General features: G+C 29.8%; 20 protein-coding genes. All 20 read left to right on the top strand.

The features are described 5' to 3' along the window. Positions 1-8 precede the first annotated feature (8 nt). The 20 genes from Q9Q97_RS14005 (at position 9) to Q9Q97_RS13910 (ending at position 19,744) form a co-directional block, all read left to right on the top strand. Positions 9-878, top strand: coding sequence for a glycosyltransferase family 2 protein (locus tag Q9Q97_RS14005; protein WP_306158078.1), 870 nt, complete (start codon positions 9-11; stop codon positions 876-878). 3 nt (positions 879-881) lie between these two features. Continuing rightward, positions 882-1,607, top strand: coding sequence for a glycosyltransferase (locus tag Q9Q97_RS14000; protein ID WP_306158076.1), 726 nt, complete (start codon positions 882-884; stop codon positions 1,605-1,607). 5 nt (positions 1,608-1,612) lie between these two features. Further along, a complete protein-coding gene (locus Q9Q97_RS13995) occupies positions 1,613-2,755 on the top strand; it encodes an N-acetyl sugar amidotransferase (protein ID WP_306158075.1) in 1,143 nt (380 codons plus the stop codon). Continuing rightward, entirely contained in the window at positions 2,755-3,369 is a 615-nt protein-coding gene (gene hisH, locus Q9Q97_RS13990) for an imidazole glycerol phosphate synthase subunit HisH (RefSeq protein ID WP_306158073.1), read from the top strand. Before Q9Q97_RS13995 ends, hisH begins: the two co-directional genes overlap by 1 nt. A gap of 2 nt (positions 3,370-3,371) precedes the next feature. Further along, a complete protein-coding gene (locus Q9Q97_RS13985) occupies positions 3,372-4,142 on the top strand; it encodes an AglZ/HisF2 family acetamidino modification protein (RefSeq protein WP_306158071.1) in 771 nt (256 codons plus the stop codon). After that, positions 4,142-5,176 (top strand): polysaccharide biosynthesis protein, encoded by a 1,035-nt coding sequence (locus Q9Q97_RS13980; RefSeq protein WP_306158069.1) that lies wholly within the window; start codon positions 4,142-4,144, stop codon positions 5,174-5,176. Before Q9Q97_RS13985 ends, Q9Q97_RS13980 begins: the two co-directional genes overlap by 1 nt. Positions 5,177-5,183: 7 nt before the next feature. Further along, positions 5,184-5,600 (top strand): WxcM-like domain-containing protein, encoded by a 417-nt coding sequence (locus Q9Q97_RS13975; RefSeq protein ID WP_306158067.1) that lies wholly within the window; start codon positions 5,184-5,186, stop codon positions 5,598-5,600. 9 nt (positions 5,601-5,609) lie between these two features. After that, complete coding sequence (locus Q9Q97_RS13970; RefSeq protein ID WP_306158065.1) at positions 5,610-6,728, top strand: NAD-dependent epimerase/dehydratase family protein; 1,119 nt, start codon at positions 5,610-5,612, stop codon at positions 6,726-6,728. A 45-nt stretch (positions 6,729-6,773) separates the two neighbouring features. Further along, positions 6,774-8,591, top strand: coding sequence for an acyltransferase (locus Q9Q97_RS13965; RefSeq protein WP_306158063.1), 1,818 nt, complete (start codon positions 6,774-6,776; stop codon positions 8,589-8,591). Between the two features lie 42 nt (positions 8,592-8,633). Beyond that, positions 8,634-9,770, top strand: a complete 1,137-nt coding sequence (gene wecB / locus Q9Q97_RS13960) for a non-hydrolyzing UDP-N-acetylglucosamine 2-epimerase (RefSeq protein WP_306158061.1) — start codon at positions 8,634-8,636, stop codon at positions 9,768-9,770. Position 9,771: 1 nt separating this feature from the next. Beyond that, positions 9,772-10,977 carry a glycosyltransferase family 4 protein gene (locus Q9Q97_RS13955; protein ID WP_306158059.1) on the top strand — a complete coding sequence of 402 codons (1,206 nt, stop codon included), beginning with the start codon at positions 9,772-9,774 and terminating at the stop codon, positions 10,975-10,977. Next, positions 10,970-11,590: a sugar transferase gene (locus tag Q9Q97_RS13950; protein ID WP_306158057.1), complete on the top strand. Its 621-nt coding sequence runs from the start codon at positions 10,970-10,972 to the stop codon at positions 11,588-11,590. The genes Q9Q97_RS13955 and Q9Q97_RS13950 overlap by 8 nt, the downstream gene beginning before the upstream one ends. 14 nt (positions 11,591-11,604) lie before the next feature. Beyond that, positions 11,605-12,648 (top strand): ATP-grasp domain-containing protein, encoded by a 1,044-nt coding sequence (locus tag Q9Q97_RS13945; RefSeq protein WP_306158056.1) that lies wholly within the window; start codon positions 11,605-11,607, stop codon positions 12,646-12,648. A 6-nt stretch (positions 12,649-12,654) separates the two neighbouring features. Then, the gene (locus Q9Q97_RS13940) at positions 12,655-13,539 is read left to right on the top strand and encodes an NAD(P)-dependent oxidoreductase (RefSeq protein ID WP_306158054.1); all 885 of its coding nucleotides are present in this window, start codon (positions 12,655-12,657) and stop codon (positions 13,537-13,539) included. Beyond that, the gene (locus Q9Q97_RS13935) at positions 13,536-14,192 is read left to right on the top strand and encodes a metallophosphoesterase (RefSeq protein ID WP_306158053.1); all 657 of its coding nucleotides are present in this window, start codon (positions 13,536-13,538) and stop codon (positions 14,190-14,192) included. The genes Q9Q97_RS13940 and Q9Q97_RS13935 overlap by 4 nt, the downstream gene beginning before the upstream one ends. A gap of 20 nt (positions 14,193-14,212) precedes the next feature. Next, positions 14,213-15,352, top strand: coding sequence for a DegT/DnrJ/EryC1/StrS aminotransferase family protein (locus Q9Q97_RS13930; protein WP_306158051.1), 1,140 nt, complete (start codon positions 14,213-14,215; stop codon positions 15,350-15,352). A 15-nt stretch (positions 15,353-15,367) separates the two neighbouring features. Next, the gene (rfbC, locus tag Q9Q97_RS13925) at positions 15,368-15,916 is read left to right on the top strand and encodes a dTDP-4-dehydrorhamnose 3,5-epimerase (RefSeq protein WP_306158049.1); all 549 of its coding nucleotides are present in this window, start codon (positions 15,368-15,370) and stop codon (positions 15,914-15,916) included. Further along, positions 15,916-16,761 carry a dTDP-4-dehydrorhamnose reductase gene (gene rfbD, locus Q9Q97_RS13920; RefSeq protein WP_306158047.1) on the top strand — a complete coding sequence of 282 codons (846 nt, stop codon included), beginning with the start codon at positions 15,916-15,918 and terminating at the stop codon, positions 16,759-16,761. Before rfbC ends, rfbD begins: the two co-directional genes overlap by 1 nt. Before the next feature lie 46 nt (positions 16,762-16,807). After that, complete coding sequence (rfbA, locus tag Q9Q97_RS13915) at positions 16,808-17,692, top strand: glucose-1-phosphate thymidylyltransferase RfbA (RefSeq protein ID WP_306158045.1); 885 nt, start codon at positions 16,808-16,810, stop codon at positions 17,690-17,692. An 84-nt stretch (positions 17,693-17,776) separates the two neighbouring features. After that, positions 17,777-19,744: a nucleoside-diphosphate sugar epimerase/dehydratase gene (locus tag Q9Q97_RS13910; protein ID WP_306158043.1), complete on the top strand. Its 1,968-nt coding sequence runs from the start codon at positions 17,777-17,779 to the stop codon at positions 19,742-19,744. Positions 19,745-19,817 lie beyond the last annotated feature (73 nt).

Here is a 19,817-nt window from a genome sequence, read left to right as displayed (position 1 = left end):
CTTTATAAATGAAAATTTTTTGCGTAATTGTTTGCTATAACCCAGATGTAGATAATTTATCTAGAATCTGTCAATCATTATTATTAAGCAAAACAAATGTGATTTTAGTTGATAATACCGAAAACTGTTTTATAGAAGATTTATCGCAAGAATTGGGGGTAGAATTAATATGTTTTAATGAAAATCACGGTATAGCAAAGGCTCAGAACATTGGAATCAATTATGCAATTGAAAGGAATGCTGATATTTTGGTTTTTTTTGATCAAGATTCTCAAATTGACGATTATTTCATTTCTCATTTAACAAGTCCTTTTATCGCGAATAAACCAATGGTAGTATCACCTGTATTTTATGATAAAGATCAAGGATTTCGATTCCCAAATTATAGATTAAATTCTTTAGGACTTCTTAAAGAAATAAAAACTTTAAATGATAATGAAATTTATTCGGTAGATATGATAATATCTTCAGGTAGTGCTGTTAGTCGGGAAGTTTTTGATATAGTGGGATTAATGAACGAAGATTATTTTATTGATTATGTGGATACAGAGTGGATTTTAAGATGCCGTTCAAAAAACATTCCTGTTTTTGTTAATCCAAAAGCAAAAATGATTCACGCTATTGGAGAGAAATCAATAGATTTACGTTTTACGAGATTATTTGTTCATGGACCTTTAAGATCTTATTATAAGGTAAGAAATTCATTTTTATTTATGAAAAATAAAAATGTTCCTTTTTTTATGGGGATAAAAGAAGTTATTACTGCATTATTACATAATTTTTTGATCATCTTTTTTGTCAAAGAAAAATATAAGTTTATAAAGAATTATTTTCAAGCAGTTAAAGATGGGTTACTTAATAAAAAAGGAAAAAAGTAAAAAATGAATATAAGTGTTTGTATGGCTTCATATAATGGAGCAGAGTTCATTGAAGAGCAATTAAGATCAATTTTAAACCAATTAGATGATACTGATGAATTAATAATTGTTGATGATTGTTCAAAAGATGATACTATAGAAAAAATAAAAATAATTAATGATTCAAGAATTAGTGTTTTTAAAAATGAAACCAATAAAGGACATGTCTTTACTTTTGGGAGGGCAATTAGTCTGACAAATAATGATATAATTTTTATGTCTGACCAAGATGATATTTGGCTTGAAGATAGGGTTTATATTATGAAAAAAGAATTGACGGATAATGGTTCATTGCTGGTATCTTCAAACACCAATTTTATTAATTCGAGAGGCGAAGTTTTAGATTATAAAATGCAGGGGGTTAAATCTCAAAATTCAAAAAAAAATTTAAAAAACATTATTGATATATATTTAGGAAAGGAAAACTATTACGGTTGTGCAATGGCTTTTAAAAAAGAATTAAAACAGCTGATACTACCTATACCGTCATATGTCGAATCACATGATTTATGGATAGCTAAGGCTGCAAATCTAATAAATTCTAATACGCATTGTGATAAAATCACTTTAAGCAGAAGAGTTCATGGTAATAATGCGAGTATAATAAAAAGACCATTTTTAATAAAATTATGGGCAAGAATAATATTTACTAGATCAATATTTCAATTAATTTATAGAAGTTTTAAATAAACAAGATGGACAAGCAAAAATATCAAATTTGTACAAAAACAATAATGGATACTTCAGATCCAAATATTGTATTTAATGAAAAAGGTGAAAGTGATTATTATTTGAATTTTAAACAAAATATTGAACCGAGCTGGCATACTGATGAAAGAGGTTACAAGGAGCTTATGCGAATGGCTGAAAAAATAAAAAAAGAGGGTAAAGGGAAAGATTTTGATTGTATTATTGGATTGAGTGGAGGCTTAGATAGCTCTTATGTTGCATATGTTGCAAAAGAAATAATGGGGCTTAGACCATTACTTTTTCATGTAGATGCGGGATGGAATACAGATAAAGCAGTTGGAAATATTGAAAAATTATGTAACGGACTAGGTCTTGATTTATATACAGAGGTAATAAACTGGGAGGAAATGAAAGATTTGCAAGTGGCTTATTTTAAGTCGCAAATACCTAATATGGATGATCCTCAAGATATAGCTTTTTTTTCGTCACTTTATAAATTTGCCAGAAAGAATAGAGTAAAATACGTACTTACTGGAGGAAATTTTAGTACTGAATGTTGTAGAGAACCTGAAGACTGGGGAGCTTACCCGGGTATTGACAAGACTCTTACAACTGATATCCACAAAAGATTTGGAAAGAAGAAGTTAAAAACGTTCCCAATTATTGATATTTTCCAGTACAAAATTATTTATAAATACCTTTATGGAATGGAGATTTTTAAGCCATTAAACTTGTTGCCATACATAAAAACGGATGTTGAAAAGCTTCTTGAAGAGAAGTATGGTTGGGAAAAGTTTCAACATAAACATCATGAGTCTCGTTTCACTAGATTTTATGAAGACTTTTGGCTACCAAGAAAATTTGGGTTTGAAAAAAGACGAGCGCATTTTTCAAGTTTAATATTAACAGGTCAAATGACAAGAGATGAAGCGCTTGACAGAATTTCAAGGCCAGAGCTTGATGAGCAATTCTTATTGAAAGAATTTGAATATGTAGCAGAGAAATTGGACTTAACTGTTCAAGAATTTAGAACGCTTTTTGAAGGTGAAAATAAAACCTTTCATATTTATAAAAACAAAAGATTTCTTATTGGTTTAGGTGCGAAAATAATGATGAAATTAGGATTAGAAAAAAGATTGTTTAGATAATGGTAACACTAATTGATTACGGTGTAGGAAATATAAATGCTTTTGTAAATGTTTATAAGAGAGTTAACATAGCAGTAAAAATTGCTAGGACTTCAGAGGATTTAGAAAATGCTGAAAAATTAATTTTGCCCGGAGTTGGTCATTTTGATCATGCAATGATAGAGTTGAATAAGTCTGGAATGAGGGAAAAGTTAGATAAATTGGTGTTGGAGGAAAAAGTACCAGTTATAGGCATTTGCGTAGGAATGCAAATGATGGGTAATTTTAGTGATGAAGGAAAATTAGCAGGTCTCGGCTGGATTGATGCATCGATTAAAAAATTTGATGAGACTAAAATAAAGCAAGTTACTAGATTGCCTCATATGGGATGGAACGATGTCATCCCTATTGTTTCAAATCCCTTATTCAAAGGATTAGAAAAAGACGCCCTTTTTTATTTTCTGCATTCTTATTATTTTAAGTGTAATAATACTTTAGATATTTTAGCAACTTCCAATTATGGTAGTGAATTTACTTGTGCTGTCCATCACGAGAATGTGTATGGAATTCAATTTCATCCCGAAAAAAGTCATCATTATGGTGAAACCTTATTACATAATTTTGCAAAATTGTAAAAATGCTTAGACCTAGAATTATTCCAAGCCTATTGATTCATGATGATGGCTTAGTGAAAACTGTAAATTTTAAAAATCCCAAATATGTAGGAGATCCTATAAATGCAGTTAAGATTTTTAATGAAAAAGAAGTTGATGAGTTAAGTATATTTGATATAGATGCTACTGTATTAGGTAAAGAGCCAAATTATAGCCTAATAGGAAGATTAGCTAGCCAATCAATGATGCCACTATGTTATGGAGGAGGTGTAAAGACTGTGGAGCAAGCTCAACGAATATTTAGTCTTGGCATCGAAAAAATAGCATTAAGTTCAGCTGTTTTGCAAAATCCAAATTTAATTACTGAGATATCTGATCGTGTAGGGGCACAAAGTGTCATTGTTGTATTAGATGTTAAAAAGAAATTATTGGGAGGTTATGAGGTCTATACTCACAATGGAAAAAAAAGTACAGGCATCAATCCTTTTAAATTTGCAGAAGAAGCACAGAAATTGGGAGCAGGTGAAATCGTAATCAATTCGATTGATAAAGATGGACAAATGAAAGGATATGATTTAGAATTAATTGATAAAGTAAGAGAAAAGATAACACTTCCTATGACCGTTTTAGGTGGAGCGGGTTCTTTAAATGATATTGAAAAAATTATTGATAAGCATGGAGTAATTGGTGTAGCAGCAGGGAGCTTATTCGTTTTTAAAGGACCTTATAAAGCTGTTTTAATTAACTATCCAACTCAATTAGAAAAAAATAAGATTTTCAAAATAAATCAATAATGAAAATACAAGATAAAATTCTTCTTATAACAGGAGGAACAGGCTCTTTTGGGCATGCGGTATTAAATCGTTTTTTACATACAGATCATTTTAACGAAATCAGAATTTTTTCTCGTGATGAGAAGAAACAAGATGATATGCGTAATCAATTGAAAAATGATAAGTTAAAGTTTTATATTGGTGATGTTCGGGACTATAGCAGTGTAGAACGTGCTATGAGAGGTGTAGATTATGTATTTCACGCCGCTGCTTTAAAGCAAGTTCCTTCATGCGAATTTTTCCCATTAGAAGCTACAAAGACAAATGTTTTTGGAACACAAAATGTTATAGATGCCGCGGGTGTTAATAAAGTAAAAAAAGTAATTTGTTTAAGTACCGATAAAGCAGCATATCCTATTAATGCCATGGGAATTTCAAAAGCATTAATGGAAAAAGTAGCAATCGCTGCCTCAAGAAATTTGCCTGATACTACAGTATGCTTGACTAGATACGGAAATGTAATGGCCTCAAGAGGCTCAGTAATTCCTTTGTTTTTAAAACAAATAAAAGAGAATAGCCCAATCACTATTACAGATCCAAATATGACACGCTTTTTAATGTCACTAGATGAAGCAGTAGAATTAGTTTTGTTTGCTTTTGAAAATGGTAATCCAGGAGATTTATTCGTAAATAAAGCACCTGCAGGAACGATAGGAGATCTTGCACAAGCTCTGAAAGAACTTTGTAAGGCAGATACTGAAGTTAAGATTATTGGTACGCGTCATGGCGAAAAATTGTATGAAACTTTATGTACTCGCGAAGAGATGCTAAAGGCAGAAGATATGGGAGATTTTTATCGTATTCCGGCCGATAATCGCGATCTGAATTATGCTCAATATTTTTCTGAAGGAGAAGAAGATGTTTCTGTAATTGAAGATTATCATTCACATAATACAGAACAGCAAGGAGTTGAAGGAATGAAAAAACTTTTGTCAACATTGCCACTTATCAGAAAAGAAGTTTTTGGAGAGGATGTGGTTCAAATGCCAGGATAAATAAAGAATGGAACCACGATTAATAACCGGGAATTATCATTCGGATCAACGAGGAACTTTATTATATAATAATGATTTTGATGCTTCATTAATCAAACGAATTTATATTATAGAAAACGAGAGCTCTGAATTTATTAGAGGCTGGCAGGGACATCAGATAGAACAAAGATGGTTTTCTGTCGTTAATGGAAAATTTAAAATCCAGTTAGTTAAAATTGATAATTGGGAAGAACCATCTGTTAATTTAGAAAATCTCACCTTTTTTATTGATTCTGAAAAATTAAACGTCCTTCACGTTCCTAAAGGATATGTAAGCAGTATTCAATCTTTAGAATTAAATTCTAAATTACTTGTAATGACTGATTATTTCTTGGGTGAAATTAAAGATGAATATCGATATGATATTGATTATTTTAAAATCTAAAATCAAAAAATGTTAAAAGTAGGTATTACAGGTCAAGCAGGTTTTATTGGGAAACATTTATATAATACAATCGGACTTTTCCCAGAAGAGTTTACACGAATTGAGTTTGAAAAAGAATATTTTGAAGATGATAATAAATTAAACACATTTGTTACAGAATGTGATGTCATCGTGCATTTGGCCGCGATGAATCGCCATAATAATCCTCAGGTAATTTATGACACTAATTTAGGATTGGTTCAAAAGTTAGTTCAATCTCTAAAAGCTACAAATAGTAAATCTCATGTGCTTTTTTCTTCATCAACACAAGAAGAAAGAAACAATCTTTACGGGAAATCTAAAAAAGAAGGCAGAGAATTAATGATCAATTGGTCAGATAATTCAGAAGGACAATTTACGGGAATGATAATTCCAAATGTTTTTGGGCCTTTTGGTCATCCAAATTACAATTCTGTTATTGCTACTTTTTGCCATAAATTGTCGCATAACGAAAAACCAATTATTGATGTAGATAGTGATCTGAAATTGATTTATGTTGGCGAATTAGTAAATGCAATTATTTCTGAAATTAGAAGTAAAAAAGGGAAACATGAAATTGTTGTGCAGCGTACATCAGAATCTAAGGTTTCACAAATTTTAACTCTTCTAGAAAAATATAAATCAGAATATCAAGATAAAGGTGTCATACCAGCGATAAATAATGTATTTGAATTAAATCTGTTTAATACATTTCGGTGTTATATGGATATAAAAAATCACTTTCCTGTAAAATTTGTTGAACATATAGATCCAAGAGGCTCTTTTGTAGAAGTAATACGTTTGGGAGTTGGAGGACAAGTTTCATTTTCGACAACTCTACCAGGTATTACCAGAGGAAATCATTTTCATACAAGGAAAATTGAACGTTTTGCTGTAATTAAAGGACAAGCCTTAATTCAGTTACGTCAAATTGGTACTGATGAGGTGTTGGAATTTTATTTGGACGGAAATGAGCCAGCATATGTAGATATGCCAATTTGGTACACTCACAATATTAAAAATATTGGCAATGAAGTTCTTTATACTAATTTTTGGATTAACGAATTTTATGACCCGAAAGATCCTGATACTTATTTTATTGAAGTATAAATTTAAGTGAGTTTAAACTAAAATTTTTTAATTATATATAATAATATGCATAAAATATATCGTATTGATATTGATGGTATAAGGGGGTTAGCAGTTATATCAGTTATTTTATTTCACTTGGGCTATTTGCCAAATGGCTATTTAGGAGTTGATGTTTTTTTTGTGATTAGTGGCTACTTGATAACAGGTATAGTATTTAAAGAAGTGAAAGAAAATTCTTTTTCAATTTTAAAGTTTTACGAAAGAAGAATTAGACGTATAATACCACTGGTTCTATTTACTTCTTTGATTGCTTTTGTATTGGGGATTTGTTTTATGTTACCTGATGATTTAGAAAATTTAGCGCAGTCAATTTTTGCATCGAATTTCTCAGCAAATAATATATTAATGTATATTACTTCAAGTGACTATTGGGCTGTTAAAAATGACTATAAGCCTTTAATGCATACATGGAGTTTAGGAATAGAGGAACAGTTTTATTTTTTTTATCCCATTTTATTCTTCATTTTTAAAAATAATAAAAGAAAGTTTATTCTTCCTGTTTTAGTGTTTATGACAATTATTTCGTTGTTCCTTTTTTTTATTTCCAACAATTACGCTGCAAAGTTCTACTTACTTCAATATAGATTCTTCGAACTCTCTTTTGGAGGTATATGCGCAATATATTTTGAAAATCTGAAACATAAAACAAATAGGTTATTAGAAAAAAGTAAATTTCTTTTATATATAATGCTATTCGCTGTCGTGTTAATTTTATTACTTAGAAATACGGGTAATAATGACATTAAAATACTATTGGTCACAATTCTTTCAGCAGGGATTCTTGTTTTAGGAGAAAACCACTTTCAAAGTGATACCTTCTACAAAAATGTCTTGTGCAATAAATTTTTGCTGGGAGCTGGAAAAATTAGCTTTAGTTTGTATATGTGGCATCAAATTATTTTTGCTTTCGCTCGTTATACTTTTTTAGAAGAAATAAATATTCTATGGACTGTAATTTTGATTTTTATAGTTATTATTTTATCAATTTTAAGTTACTATCTGATCGAGCAACCATTCAGGAATAGAAAAAAAATTAAAACAAGCCAATTATTAATTATTATAGGCGTTTTCTTTGTTCTTACGAGTGTGTCAGCTTTATATATATATACAATAGGAGGAATAATCAAAGATGTTCCAGAATTGAATATAAAAAAATCTGCTCATCTTGATAAATTAAATTTTTTTGACAGTAACAATAATATTCACATAGAATATAATGAGCATATTAGAAACTTAGATAAGTCATTTGTTGAGATTAACAAAACTAAAATTCTTGTTTTGGGTAACAGTTTTGCGAGGGATTTTGCTAATATTCTTTTAGAATCTTCTTTTAAAAGTAAGATTGAGTTAAGTTATTATGATTGCAATAAAAAACTGAGTAAAGAGGAAATAGTTAATAGATTTCAAAAATGTGATTTTATATTCATTGCAAATGATTTTCTTTTTACAAAAGAATTGATGCAAAAATTAAAACTAGATTATAATATAAACATAGAAAAGGTTTGGATTGTTGGAATTAAAGATTTTGGTAATAGTAATGGTATTTTTTATAATAAAACAAATAGAATAGATGATTGTAAAAATTATAGAACAGTTATGAAGAAAAATATTTTGGCATATAATAAAACAATGAAAAAAGAATGGGGTTTAAGATATATTGATCTAATTAAACCTGTTTCCGATTCTCAGGATAGAGTTTTAGTATTTACTCCCGATTGTAAATTCATAAGCCAAGATACTTATCACTTAACAAAGTTTGGAGCATCATTTTATTCATCTTTATTGGAAGAAAGACTTTCAAGTATTTTACAATTAAAATAGTTGGAGTTAAGCATAAATTATTATTACGAATTGTAGAGAAATATGAAAAAATTAAAAGTGATGACTGTGGTTGGAACAAGACCAGAAATTATACGCCTTTCTAGGGTAATGACAGCTTTAGATAATTCCGATGCAATTGAACATATTATTGTACATACAGGACAAAATTATGATTATGAATTAAATCAGATTTTTTTTGATGATTTAAAAATCCGTAAGCCTGATTTTTTCTTAAATGCAGCTGGAGCAACGGCAACAGAAACTGTTGGACAAATTTTAATAAAAATTGATCCTTTATTAGAATCCGAAAAACCAGATGCATTTTTAGTTTTGGGAGATACTAATAGTTGTTTATGTGCAATACCGGCAAAAAAACGACACATTCCAATTTTTCATATGGAAGCAGGAAATCGTTGTTTTGATCAGCGGGTTCCCGAAGAAACCAATAGAAAAATTGTAGATCATACATCAGACGTTAATTTAACTTATAGTGATATTGCGAGAGAATATTTACTAAGAGAAGGTTTGCCAGCAGATAGAATCATCAAAACTGGTTCTCCTATGTTTGAGGTTTTAAATCACTATTTGCCATCTATTGAATCTTCTGATGTTTTAGAAAGATTAGGGTTGGAAGAAGGTAAGTTTTTTGTAGTATCATCACATAGAGAAGAAAATATTAATAGCGATACAAACTTCCATGGATTAATGGAAAGCTTAAATCTTATTGCTGAAAAATATGATTATCCAATTATTGTAAGTACACATCCTCGTACACGCAATATGATTGAGAAGAAAAATATTCAAATGCATAAAAATGTTCAATTCTTAAAACCACTTGGCTTTAATGATTACAATGCTCTGCAAATGAAATCTTTTGCTGTTTTGTCAGATTCTGGAACAATTTCAGAAGAGTCCTCAGTGCTGAACTTCAGGGCTCTTAATATTAGAGATGCACATGAGAGACCAGAAGCGATGGAAGAGACTTCTGTAATGATGGTTGGTCTAAATCCAGAGAGAATTCTGCAAGGGTTAGTGCAACTTCAATATCAAAAAACAGGAACGGAAAGAAACTTTAGACCAGTTGCTGATTATTCTATGCCAAATGTTTCAGAAAAAATGGTTCGTATAATTTTGAGTTATACAGATTATGTGAAACGTGTGGTTTGGAGAGAATTATAAAATGAAAGTGCTTTTTTTAACAATGGTAAAAATAAATTCCTTTACGGAAAGAGGAATTTATAACGATCTTCTTCGTCAGTTTTTCAACAAAGGCCATGAAGTTTTTGCTGTTTGTCCTATTGAAAGAAGAGAAAAAACAAAAACATTCCTTAAGATAGAAGAAGAGGGAAGAATTTTAAATGTTAAAACTTTTAATCTCCAAAAAACAAATATAATTGAGAAAGGAGTTGGGACTTTAGCAATTGAAAATCAGTTTCTTTCTGCTATTAAGAAGCATTTTTGTAATGTCAAATTTGATTTAATAATTTATTCAACTCCGCCAATTACTTTTTCTAAAGTTATTAGTTTTATAAAAACACGAGATAAAGCTTATTCGTATTTATTACTAAAAGACATTTTTCCTCAAAATGCGATAGATATGAAAATGCTAAAGAAAAATGGAATCTTACATCGAATGTTTCTAAGAAAAGAAAAAAGACTTTATAATTTGTCTGATACGATTGGATGTATGTCAGAGGCTAATATGAATTACATTTTAGAACATAATCCAAGTATTAATCAGAAAAAAGTAGAAGTAAATCCAAATTCAATTCAACCTATAGTCATCTTACAAAGTGAAGAAGATAAAATAATAATCAAAAAAAAGTATAATCTGCCTCTGGATAAAAAAATTTTTGTTTATGGTGGTAATCTCGGAAAACCACAAGGAATAGATTTTCTTTTAGAAACAATTAAATATAATTGTAATAAAAATGCCTTTTTTTTAATTGTGGGATCGGGTACAGAGTATAATAGGATAAATCAATGGTTTAAAAGAGAACAGCCAAATAATGCTCTTTTGTTAAATGGTCTGCCAAAAAACGAATATGATAACTTGTTGAATACTTGTGATGTGGGAATGATTTTTTTACATAAAGATTTTACAATACCTAATTTTCCTTCAAGATTATTATCTTATTTAGAAATGAAAATTCCGATTATTGCAGCAACAGATGCTAATACTGATATTGGAACTGTTATAGAAAAGAACGAATGCGGTTTTGCAGTAATTTCAGGAAATTTAAAAGATATGAATGATGCTGTAGATAAAATGATATTGAATAAGCATAAATATGATCTCATGAAAGAGAATGCTTGGAATTTATTGCAGAAAGAATATAAAGTTGAAAGGTCGTATGATATAATAATTAAAAAAATAAATGTATAATATAATTTTTAAAAGACTGATTGATTTTTTAATTTCATTATTGGTTTTAATATTGACCTTGCCTTTGTTTTTCATTTTATTAATACTTCTGGCTTTTGCAAATAATGGCAATCCTTTTTTTGTTCAAAGAAGACCTGGTAAAGATGAAAAGATATTTGAGATAATCAAATTTAAAACCATGAATGACAAAAAAGATTCCGAAGGACATTTTTTGGATGACGAAAAAAGATTAACTAAAATTGGTGCTATTGTACGTAAAACTTCATTGGATGAAATACCACAGTTGATAAATGTTTTGAAAGGTGATATGAGTCTAATTGGGCCAAGACCTTTGTTGCCTGATTACTTACCATATTATGATGATTTTCAAAAACAACGCCACAGAATAAAACCAGGAATTACTGGATGGGCGCAAGTCAATGGAAGAAATGCTATAAGCTGGGAAGAGAAATTTAAATATGATGTTTGGTATGTTAATAATATTAGCTTGTGGTTAGATTTAAAAATAATAATCAAAACAATAAGGAAGATATTTAAAATTAGTGAAGTCTCTGCAGAAAAACATGTAACTATGCCTAGATTTGATCAAAAAGATAAAATAAAAGATAAATAAAAGACAAAATAAATATGGCTAAAAATATTTTAGTGACTGGAGCAGGAGCTTTGTTAGGACAAGGAATACTAAGATTACTGCAAGTGTCAAACTTCGATAAAAAAATATATACAGCTGATCCAGATCCACGATCTACTGGACATTGGTTAGGGGATTATGCCATAACAATACCAAAAGTTTTTGAAGAAGACTATATAGAAAAGATTAAAGATGTTGTTAAAAAGCATCAAATAGATGCAATTTTAGTTGGCACAGATGTTGAATTACCAGTTTTTGCAAAAAACAAAGATTTGTTTTTGAACGAATTTAATTGTGTGGTAATAGTAAGTGATGAAAATGTTGTTAATATTGCTAATGATAAATTTTTGACTTCTGAATTTTTGGAGAAAAATAATTTTCCATTTCCATTTTCTGTAATGGCAAATGATAAACAAAACCTTCTAGACATAGAAAGAAAATTAGGCTATCCATTATTTGCTAAACCCTTTGACGGTGCTCGTTCATTAGGAATAAAAAAAATAGAAAATAATGATGAGCTAATGGAAATTTATAGCCCAAATAGTAACTTGGTTGTACAACAGTATCTTTCAGAAAATGAGGGGGAATATACTTCTGGCTGTGTTGTAATTAATGGTGAATGTAAAGCAATAGTAACATTAAGACGAGATTTGCGAGATGGAAATACTTACAGAGCTTACAGAGATGAAAGTACTTCTAAGTATGATGAAATGATTATGAAAATTGCTGAAAGATTGAATCCTTCTGGTCCAGTAAATTTTCAATTTCGTATATTTAATGATGAGCCTGTTATTTTTGAAATAAATGGAAGATTCAGCGGTACAACCCCATTGCGACATTTTTTTGGATTTAATGAGGTTGAGGCTGTTCTTAAACACTATCTTTTTAATGAAGAAATTGATAAGCCAACTTTAAAAAATGGAATTGTTTTAAGAACTTGGTCAGACATATATGTAGAACAAAATGAGTTAGATCAATTATATAATGATAAAGAACTAAAAAATCCTAGTTCTACATTTTACAATTTTAAACTATCTTAAGTAAAAATGAACGTACTCATATTTGGAAGTAATGGTTTTTTGGGAAAAGAATTAAACCAATTATTAAAGACTGCTAATCATAGTACTTATACAGTTTCACGCTCAAAGGATGATGCAGCTTTTAAAGTTGACATTAGTAATTCTAAAGATTTTGAGAATTTGCCTTTGAATTTTTTTGATGTTGTTATAAACTGTGCGACAGTTTTGCCAGGAGGAGATTATTTAGATAATGATTTTTTGGATAGAATATATAAGACAAATATTCTAGGAACGCAAAATATTTGTAAATGGATTGAAGGACAAAATACAATTAGAAAAATAATTAATTGTTCAACACTAGCAGTAGTTAAAAAACCTTGGCCAATTGAACTTAACGAAAACGTCAATACTTATCCAACAGGCAGGCACGTTTTGTATAGTTTTTCAAAATTAGGGCAAGAATTATTATTTGATACTTTCGCGAACTTTAATGATATTATTGTTTCTCATGTAAGATTTTCAGCATTATATGGGAAAAACATGATTTCTTCTGGTATAATTACGAATATAATTGATCAGATAAAAAAAACAAATAATATACAATTAACCAATGCTTCAAAAGTTAATGCTGATTTTTTATATGTTGAAGATGCCGCTAGAATTATTGCAGCATTAATTGAAAATAATTTTGATGGAGTTATTAATGGTGCTACTGGTACTGAAACGTCAATATTGCAATTAGCTGAAATTATAAAGAAAAATTTTAAAGATCAATCAATAAAGATTTTAAATACTGAAGACCAAAATTTTCTAGAAGATAGAGCAGTTATCTGTATTGAAAACTTAAAAAAAATTATTGATATAAATACTTTCTCTAGTCTGGAGGAGGGAATAAAAAAAATGATATCATGATTGTCACAATTTTTGGAGATGTTCATGGAAATCTTGTTGCATTAGAAAAATTTTTCAAAATTGAAAAGATGGAGACTGATTTGTTTATTTGCCATGGAGATGTTGTTAATTATGGGCCGTGGTCAAATGAATGTATAGAGTTATTACAGGATTTAAATTGTAAAGTTTTAAAAGGTAATCATGAGCAGTTTTATATTCAAGGCTCTTATGGTGGGACAAATGTGATTGCAAAAACATTTTTTCAAAAATGTTATGAGAATTTTGATTCAAAATGGATTCAAACTTTAAAAGGGTACGAAGAAGAAACTATAATTCAGAATTTTACTATTACTCATACAATTAATAATTCTTATATTTTTTCAGATACTAATATTGATGAGATTTCATTGGATTGTGATTATATAATTGGTCATTCACATCAACAGTTTAAAAGATCGATAGGGGATAATTTTGTATTTAATACAGGTAGTTTAGGACAAAACAGGCAATACATAAACCAATCTTGTTATATCAAAATAGACACAGTAAAGCAAAAAATTGAGTTAAAATCATTTTTGCATGATATCGATAAAGTAATAAATCAAATGAAAAAAGAAAATTATCCTGAAATTTGTTTAAATTATTATTTATCAAAACAGAAAGTTATTCTTTAGGATTTTAAAATATAATGATAATGAGTAATTCAAAAATATGGTTGTCATCTCCTCATATGGGAGGGGCAGAAAAAAAATATGTGCAAGAAGCATTTGACACAAATTGGGTTGCACCTTTAGGACCAAATGTTAATGGTTTTGAAAATGACTTAGAAAAATATTTAAACCAAGAAGTTTATGTTGGTGCTTTAAGTTCAGGTACAGCAGCAATACACTTGGGTTTAATAATGATTGGTATTGAGACGGGAGATGAGGTAATCTGTCAGAGTATGACATTTTCAGCATCTGCGAATCCTATAATGTATTTAGGCGCTTCTCCTATTTTTATTGATAGTGAACTTGATACATGGAATATGTGTCCAATCGCATTAGAAAAAGCTATTTTAGATCGAATTTCAAAAGGGAAAAAGCCTAAAGCTATAATTTCAGTACATCTTTATGGTATGCCATATAAGATAGAGGAAATTCATAGTATTGCTGAGAAATATGAAATTCCAATTCTCGAAGATAGTGCTGAAGCTTTGGGTAGTTCTTATAAGAATCAAAAATGTGGAACATTTGGTGAAATTGGTATACTTTCCTTTAATGGTAATAAAATCATTACAACTTCAGGAGGAGGAGCAATAGTAACCAAAAAGAAAGATTTAAAAGATAAAGCGGTTTTTCTTTCTACACAAGCAAGAGATAATGCACCACATTATCAGCATAGTCATGTAGGGTACAATTATAGAATGAGTAATATTTGCGCTGGGATTGGCCGAGGTCAAATGGAGGTTTTAGATGACCATGTGCAATTGAGAAGAAATATGCATAATTTTTATATTGAATTCTTTAAAAATATAGATGGTGTTAGTGTTTTGAACGAACCGAATAATGATTATTTCTCAAATCATTGGTTATCAGCAATTGTTATTGATCCTCAAAAAACAAATGGAAAAACAAGAGAGGATTTGCGTTTAGCACTTGAAAATGAAAATATTGAAAGTAGACCCCTTTGGAAGCCAATGCATTTACAACCTGTTTTTAAAGAATTCCCTTATTATGGGCATAAAGTATCAGAGTTACTCTTTGAGAATGGATTGTGCCTGCCATCAGGCTCAAATTTAAGTAATGAAGAGAAAATCAGAATTAAAGAAATCTTAACTAATTTCTTTAAATAAATATAAAATTAAAAAATGAAAGTCGAAAAAACATCTATAAAAGATTTAGTGATTGTTGAGCCAACAGTTTTTGGAGACGAAAGAGGTTATTTTTTTGAAGCATACAGCAAAACCAAATTTGAAGATTTAGGAATAAATATTGATTTTGTTCAGGATAATCAATCATTCTCTAAAAAAGGAACTTTAAGAGGATTGCATTATCAAAATCCGCCGTTTGCTCAAACCAAATTAGTGCGAGTTTTAGAAGGTGAAATCATTGATGTAGCTGTTGACTTAAGGAAAGATTCGCCAACTTTTGGAAAATCATTTAGTGTTTTATTATCTGCAGAAAACAAAAAACAATTATTAGTTCCTCAGGGGTTTGCGCATGGGTTTTCAGTTATTAGTGAAACAGCTTCGGTTATGTACAAATGTGACCAATTTTATAATAAAGCCTCGGAGGGAGGAATTAAATATGATGACCCGTCTTTAAATATTGATTGGGGAATGAACTTAGAAGATGCAATTGTTTCTGAAAAAGATCAAATTCTTCCTTTTATCGAAAATTGTAATAGTTTGTTTTAATGAAAAAAATTCTTGTAACTGGTGCAAATGGACAATTAGGGTCAGAATTGAATGTTCTTTCTGAAAATTATAAAAATTATAATTGGTTTTTTGCAGATCGTAAAAATGTAACATTAGATAATCTCGATTTGCTTAAAAATCAATTAAATGAGATTAAACCAGATGTGATTTTTAATTGTGGAGCTTATACAGCTGTGGATAAAGCCGAATCAGAAAAAGACTTGGCATTTAAAGTGAATCATTTAGCGGTAGAATTAATTGCACGTTACTCAGTAGAAAATAATGTGAAATTAATCCATATTTCAACAGATTATGTTTTTGATGGATCTTCATCAATTGCTTTAAGTGAAAAATCCCAGACAAATCCTATAAATGTTTATGGAAAAAGTAAGCTGGCTGGTGAAGTTGCATGTTTAAAAGAAAATCCTGAATCGATCATTATTAGAACTTCATGGGTTTACAGCAAATTTGGAAATAATTTTGTTAAAACCATGCAACGATTAATGCAGGAAAGAGATGAAATTAATGTTGTAAATGATCAGATTGGGTCACCAACATATGCCACTGATTTAGCACAAGCAATGATTGATATAATTGAATTTTCAGAATGGATTCCAGGAATTTTTAATTATTCCAACGAAGGTGAAATTAGTTGGTATGAATTTGCGTTAAGTATTAAAGAACTTGGGGGCTACAACTGTATAGTAGAGGGGATTCCATCGTCATCTTATCCAACACCTGCAAAAAGACCAAGTTTTTCATTATTAAATAAGGAAAAAATAAAAACGGTTTATGATTTAAAAATTCCGAATTACAAAGAAAGTTTAAAAAAGATATTTATATAAAATACATGTTTTAAAAGCCATTAGCTTTTAATTTAAAATTAGTTTTATGAAAGGAATTATTTTAGCTGGAGGTTCAGGTACAAGATTACACCCTTTAACATTAGCAGTAAGTAAACAACTAATGCCGGTTTACGATAAACCGATGATTTATTATCCGTTATCAACTTTGATGATGGCAGGGATAAATGAAATTTTAATAATATCGACTCCTCACGATTTACCGCATTTTAAAAAGCTTTTAGGAGATGGTAGCACAATTGGGTGTAAATTTAGTTATGCTGAGCAGCCAAACCCAAATGGCTTAGCACAGGCATTTGTTATTGGCGAAGAATTTATTGGAAGAGATAAAGTGGCTTTAGTACTTGGAGATAATATTTTCTTTGGAACAAATATGCAACAATTATTAAAGGATAATGCTGATCCAGAGGGAGGAGTTGTCTTTGCGTATCATGTTTCAGACCCAGAAAGATATGGAGTTGTCGAATTTGATGAAAATAAAAATGCTATTTCGATTGAAGAAAAACCTTTAGAACCAAAATCAAATTACGCTGTACCAGGCTTATATTTTTATGATAACTCAGTAGTAGAGATAGCAAAAAACATTAAACCAAGTGCGAGAGGCGAATATGAGATTACAGATGTTAACAAGGTTTATCTTGAAAAAGGAAAATTAAAAGTAGGTATATTGAGTAGAGGAACTGCTTGGTTAGACACAGGAACTTTTAATAGTTTAATGCAAGCTGGACAATTTGTACAAGTTTTAGAAGAAAGACAAGGACTAAAAGTAGGATGTATTGAAGAAATTGCTTGGAGACAAGGATTTATTGATGATGACAGACTTGAAGAATTGGCTCAACCATTACAGAAATCAGGTTATGGAACATATCTTTTAGAATTTTTAAAGCAAAAGAAAAAAGGTGTTAAAATTTAATTTGCACCACGAAGTAATTATTTAAAACCTTTAATTTGTATTTTTGTATAAAGTTCAAATTTTACTGACTTAAAAAATGCTAAATTGAATACAGAAAAACCAAATAATATAACATCGTTGTTGTATAAAACTTTTTCACCTAGAAATCTTCGTGCAAACATCAATAATTTGAGTTATCTGCCTAGGTGGATTATCATTGCTATTGATGTAATGGTTTTGTTTTTTTCATTTTCTTTTACCTACTTGCTTTTTGACGGCACAGCAATAGGATACATTATAACGTCACATGATTTTTATTTTGTAGCAAGTTTAATAACAGTTAATATATTTTTCTTTTGGCTCTTTAGAACTTATTCTGGAATTATTAGACACTCATCCTATATTGACGCCATAAAACTGCTTTTTTCTCAAATGTCAGTTTTAGTTTTCTTTCTATTTATAAATTTAATATTTGAATTGTATACTGGACATAAAGCTTTTTTAAATACAGCTCTTTTTATAAACTTAGTTTTGTCTTTTTGCGGACTGTTTTTGTATCGTGTTATTGTAAAACAAACTTTTGAAATGTATTTTTCAGAAAAGGCGACTACCAAGCTTGTAAGAACTGTTATTTATGGTACAGATGCAAATGCAATTTCAGTAGCTAATGCCTTAAAATTTGAAACACCTTCTAGATTTAAAATTGTTGGATTTGTAGATAAAAATAATCAGAATGCATCTAAGCGTATGTTGGATCTTCCGATTTTAATTTTAAGAAAAAAACTTCCTGCGTTAATGCGTTCTGTTGCAGCAGAAGGAGTAATTATCGCAGACAAGAGTTTGACAAAAGATGAACAGCTTATTATTGTTGATCAATGCTTAGAATTTAATTACAGAGTATATACTGTTCCATTGATTTCTGACTGGGAAAACCAAAAAGAAATTTCTCAAAAAGTAAAAAACATACAAATTGAAGATTTATTAGAAAGAAAGCCGATAGTTCTAGATAGTAAATCAATTTCTAAACAATTAAAAGATAGAACAATCCTTATTAGTGGAGCCGCTGGGTCAATTGGAAGCGAAATAGTAAGACAAGTTTTAAATTTTGGTCCAAAAAGAGTCATTGTTGTGGATCATGCTGAAACACCTTTGCATAATTTATGTCTAGAGACGCAAGGAATGAATGTTGATACTAAAATTGTAGCTGTAATTGCAGATGTAAGAAGCAAAAAAGCGCTGGAAAAGGTTTTTAAAAATTACAATCCACACGTTGTTTTTCATGCAGCAGCTTATAAACATGTGCCTTTGATGGAAGAAAATCCTTCTCAGGCAATTCAAACCAATATTAAAGGGACTAAAAATCTTGCCGATTTGGCTTGTAAGTACCATGTCAAGAAATTTGTAATGGTTTCTACAGATAAAGCTGTCAATCCAAGCAATGTAATGGGGGCAAGTAAACGTATTGCAGAAAAATATGTGCAGTCTCTATTCTTAAAAAATCAAAGGGAAAATGTAGAAGGAGGCACGAAGTTCATTACAACCCGTTTTGGAAACGTTTTGGGTTCAAATGGTTCTGTTGTGCCATTGTTTACAAAACAAATTGCTGAGGGTGGGCCTGTAACAATTACGCATCAGGATATTATTCGCTATTTTATGACAATTCCAGAAGCTTGTCAGTTGGTATTAGAAGCAGGGGCAATGGGTAACGGAGGCGAAATCTATATCTTTGACATGGGTAAACCAGTTAGAATTATTGATTTAGCACGAAAAATGATTAAACTTGCTGGTTTTATACCAGATAAAGAAATCAAAATTAAAATAGTTGGACTAAGACCTGGGGAAAAACTTTATGAAGAATTGCTAAATGATACTTCTAAAACTCTTCCAACTTATCATAATAAGATCATGATTGCACAAGAAATTCAAGACGAGTATGAAAATCTTCATAATGAAGTTGATGAATTAATAGGTATTGCCGATTTTTATGAAAACGATGATATTGTGGCTAAGATGAAAAAAATTGTACCAGAATTTAAGAGCATGAATTCTACTTTTGAAGTTTTAGACAAATAAGATCAAGTAAAATAAAATCAAATATAATCAAGAGGTGTTTTTTTAAACGCCTTTTGACATTTTTAAATAATTT

The organism is Flavobacterium sp. DG2-3, from assembly GCF_030730925.1.
Classification (GTDB): domain Bacteria; phylum Bacteroidota; class Bacteroidia; order Flavobacteriales; family Flavobacteriaceae; genus Flavobacterium.
Note: the sequence above shows the minus strand (reverse complement) of the source record. Positions and strands in the feature narration are given on the sequence as shown.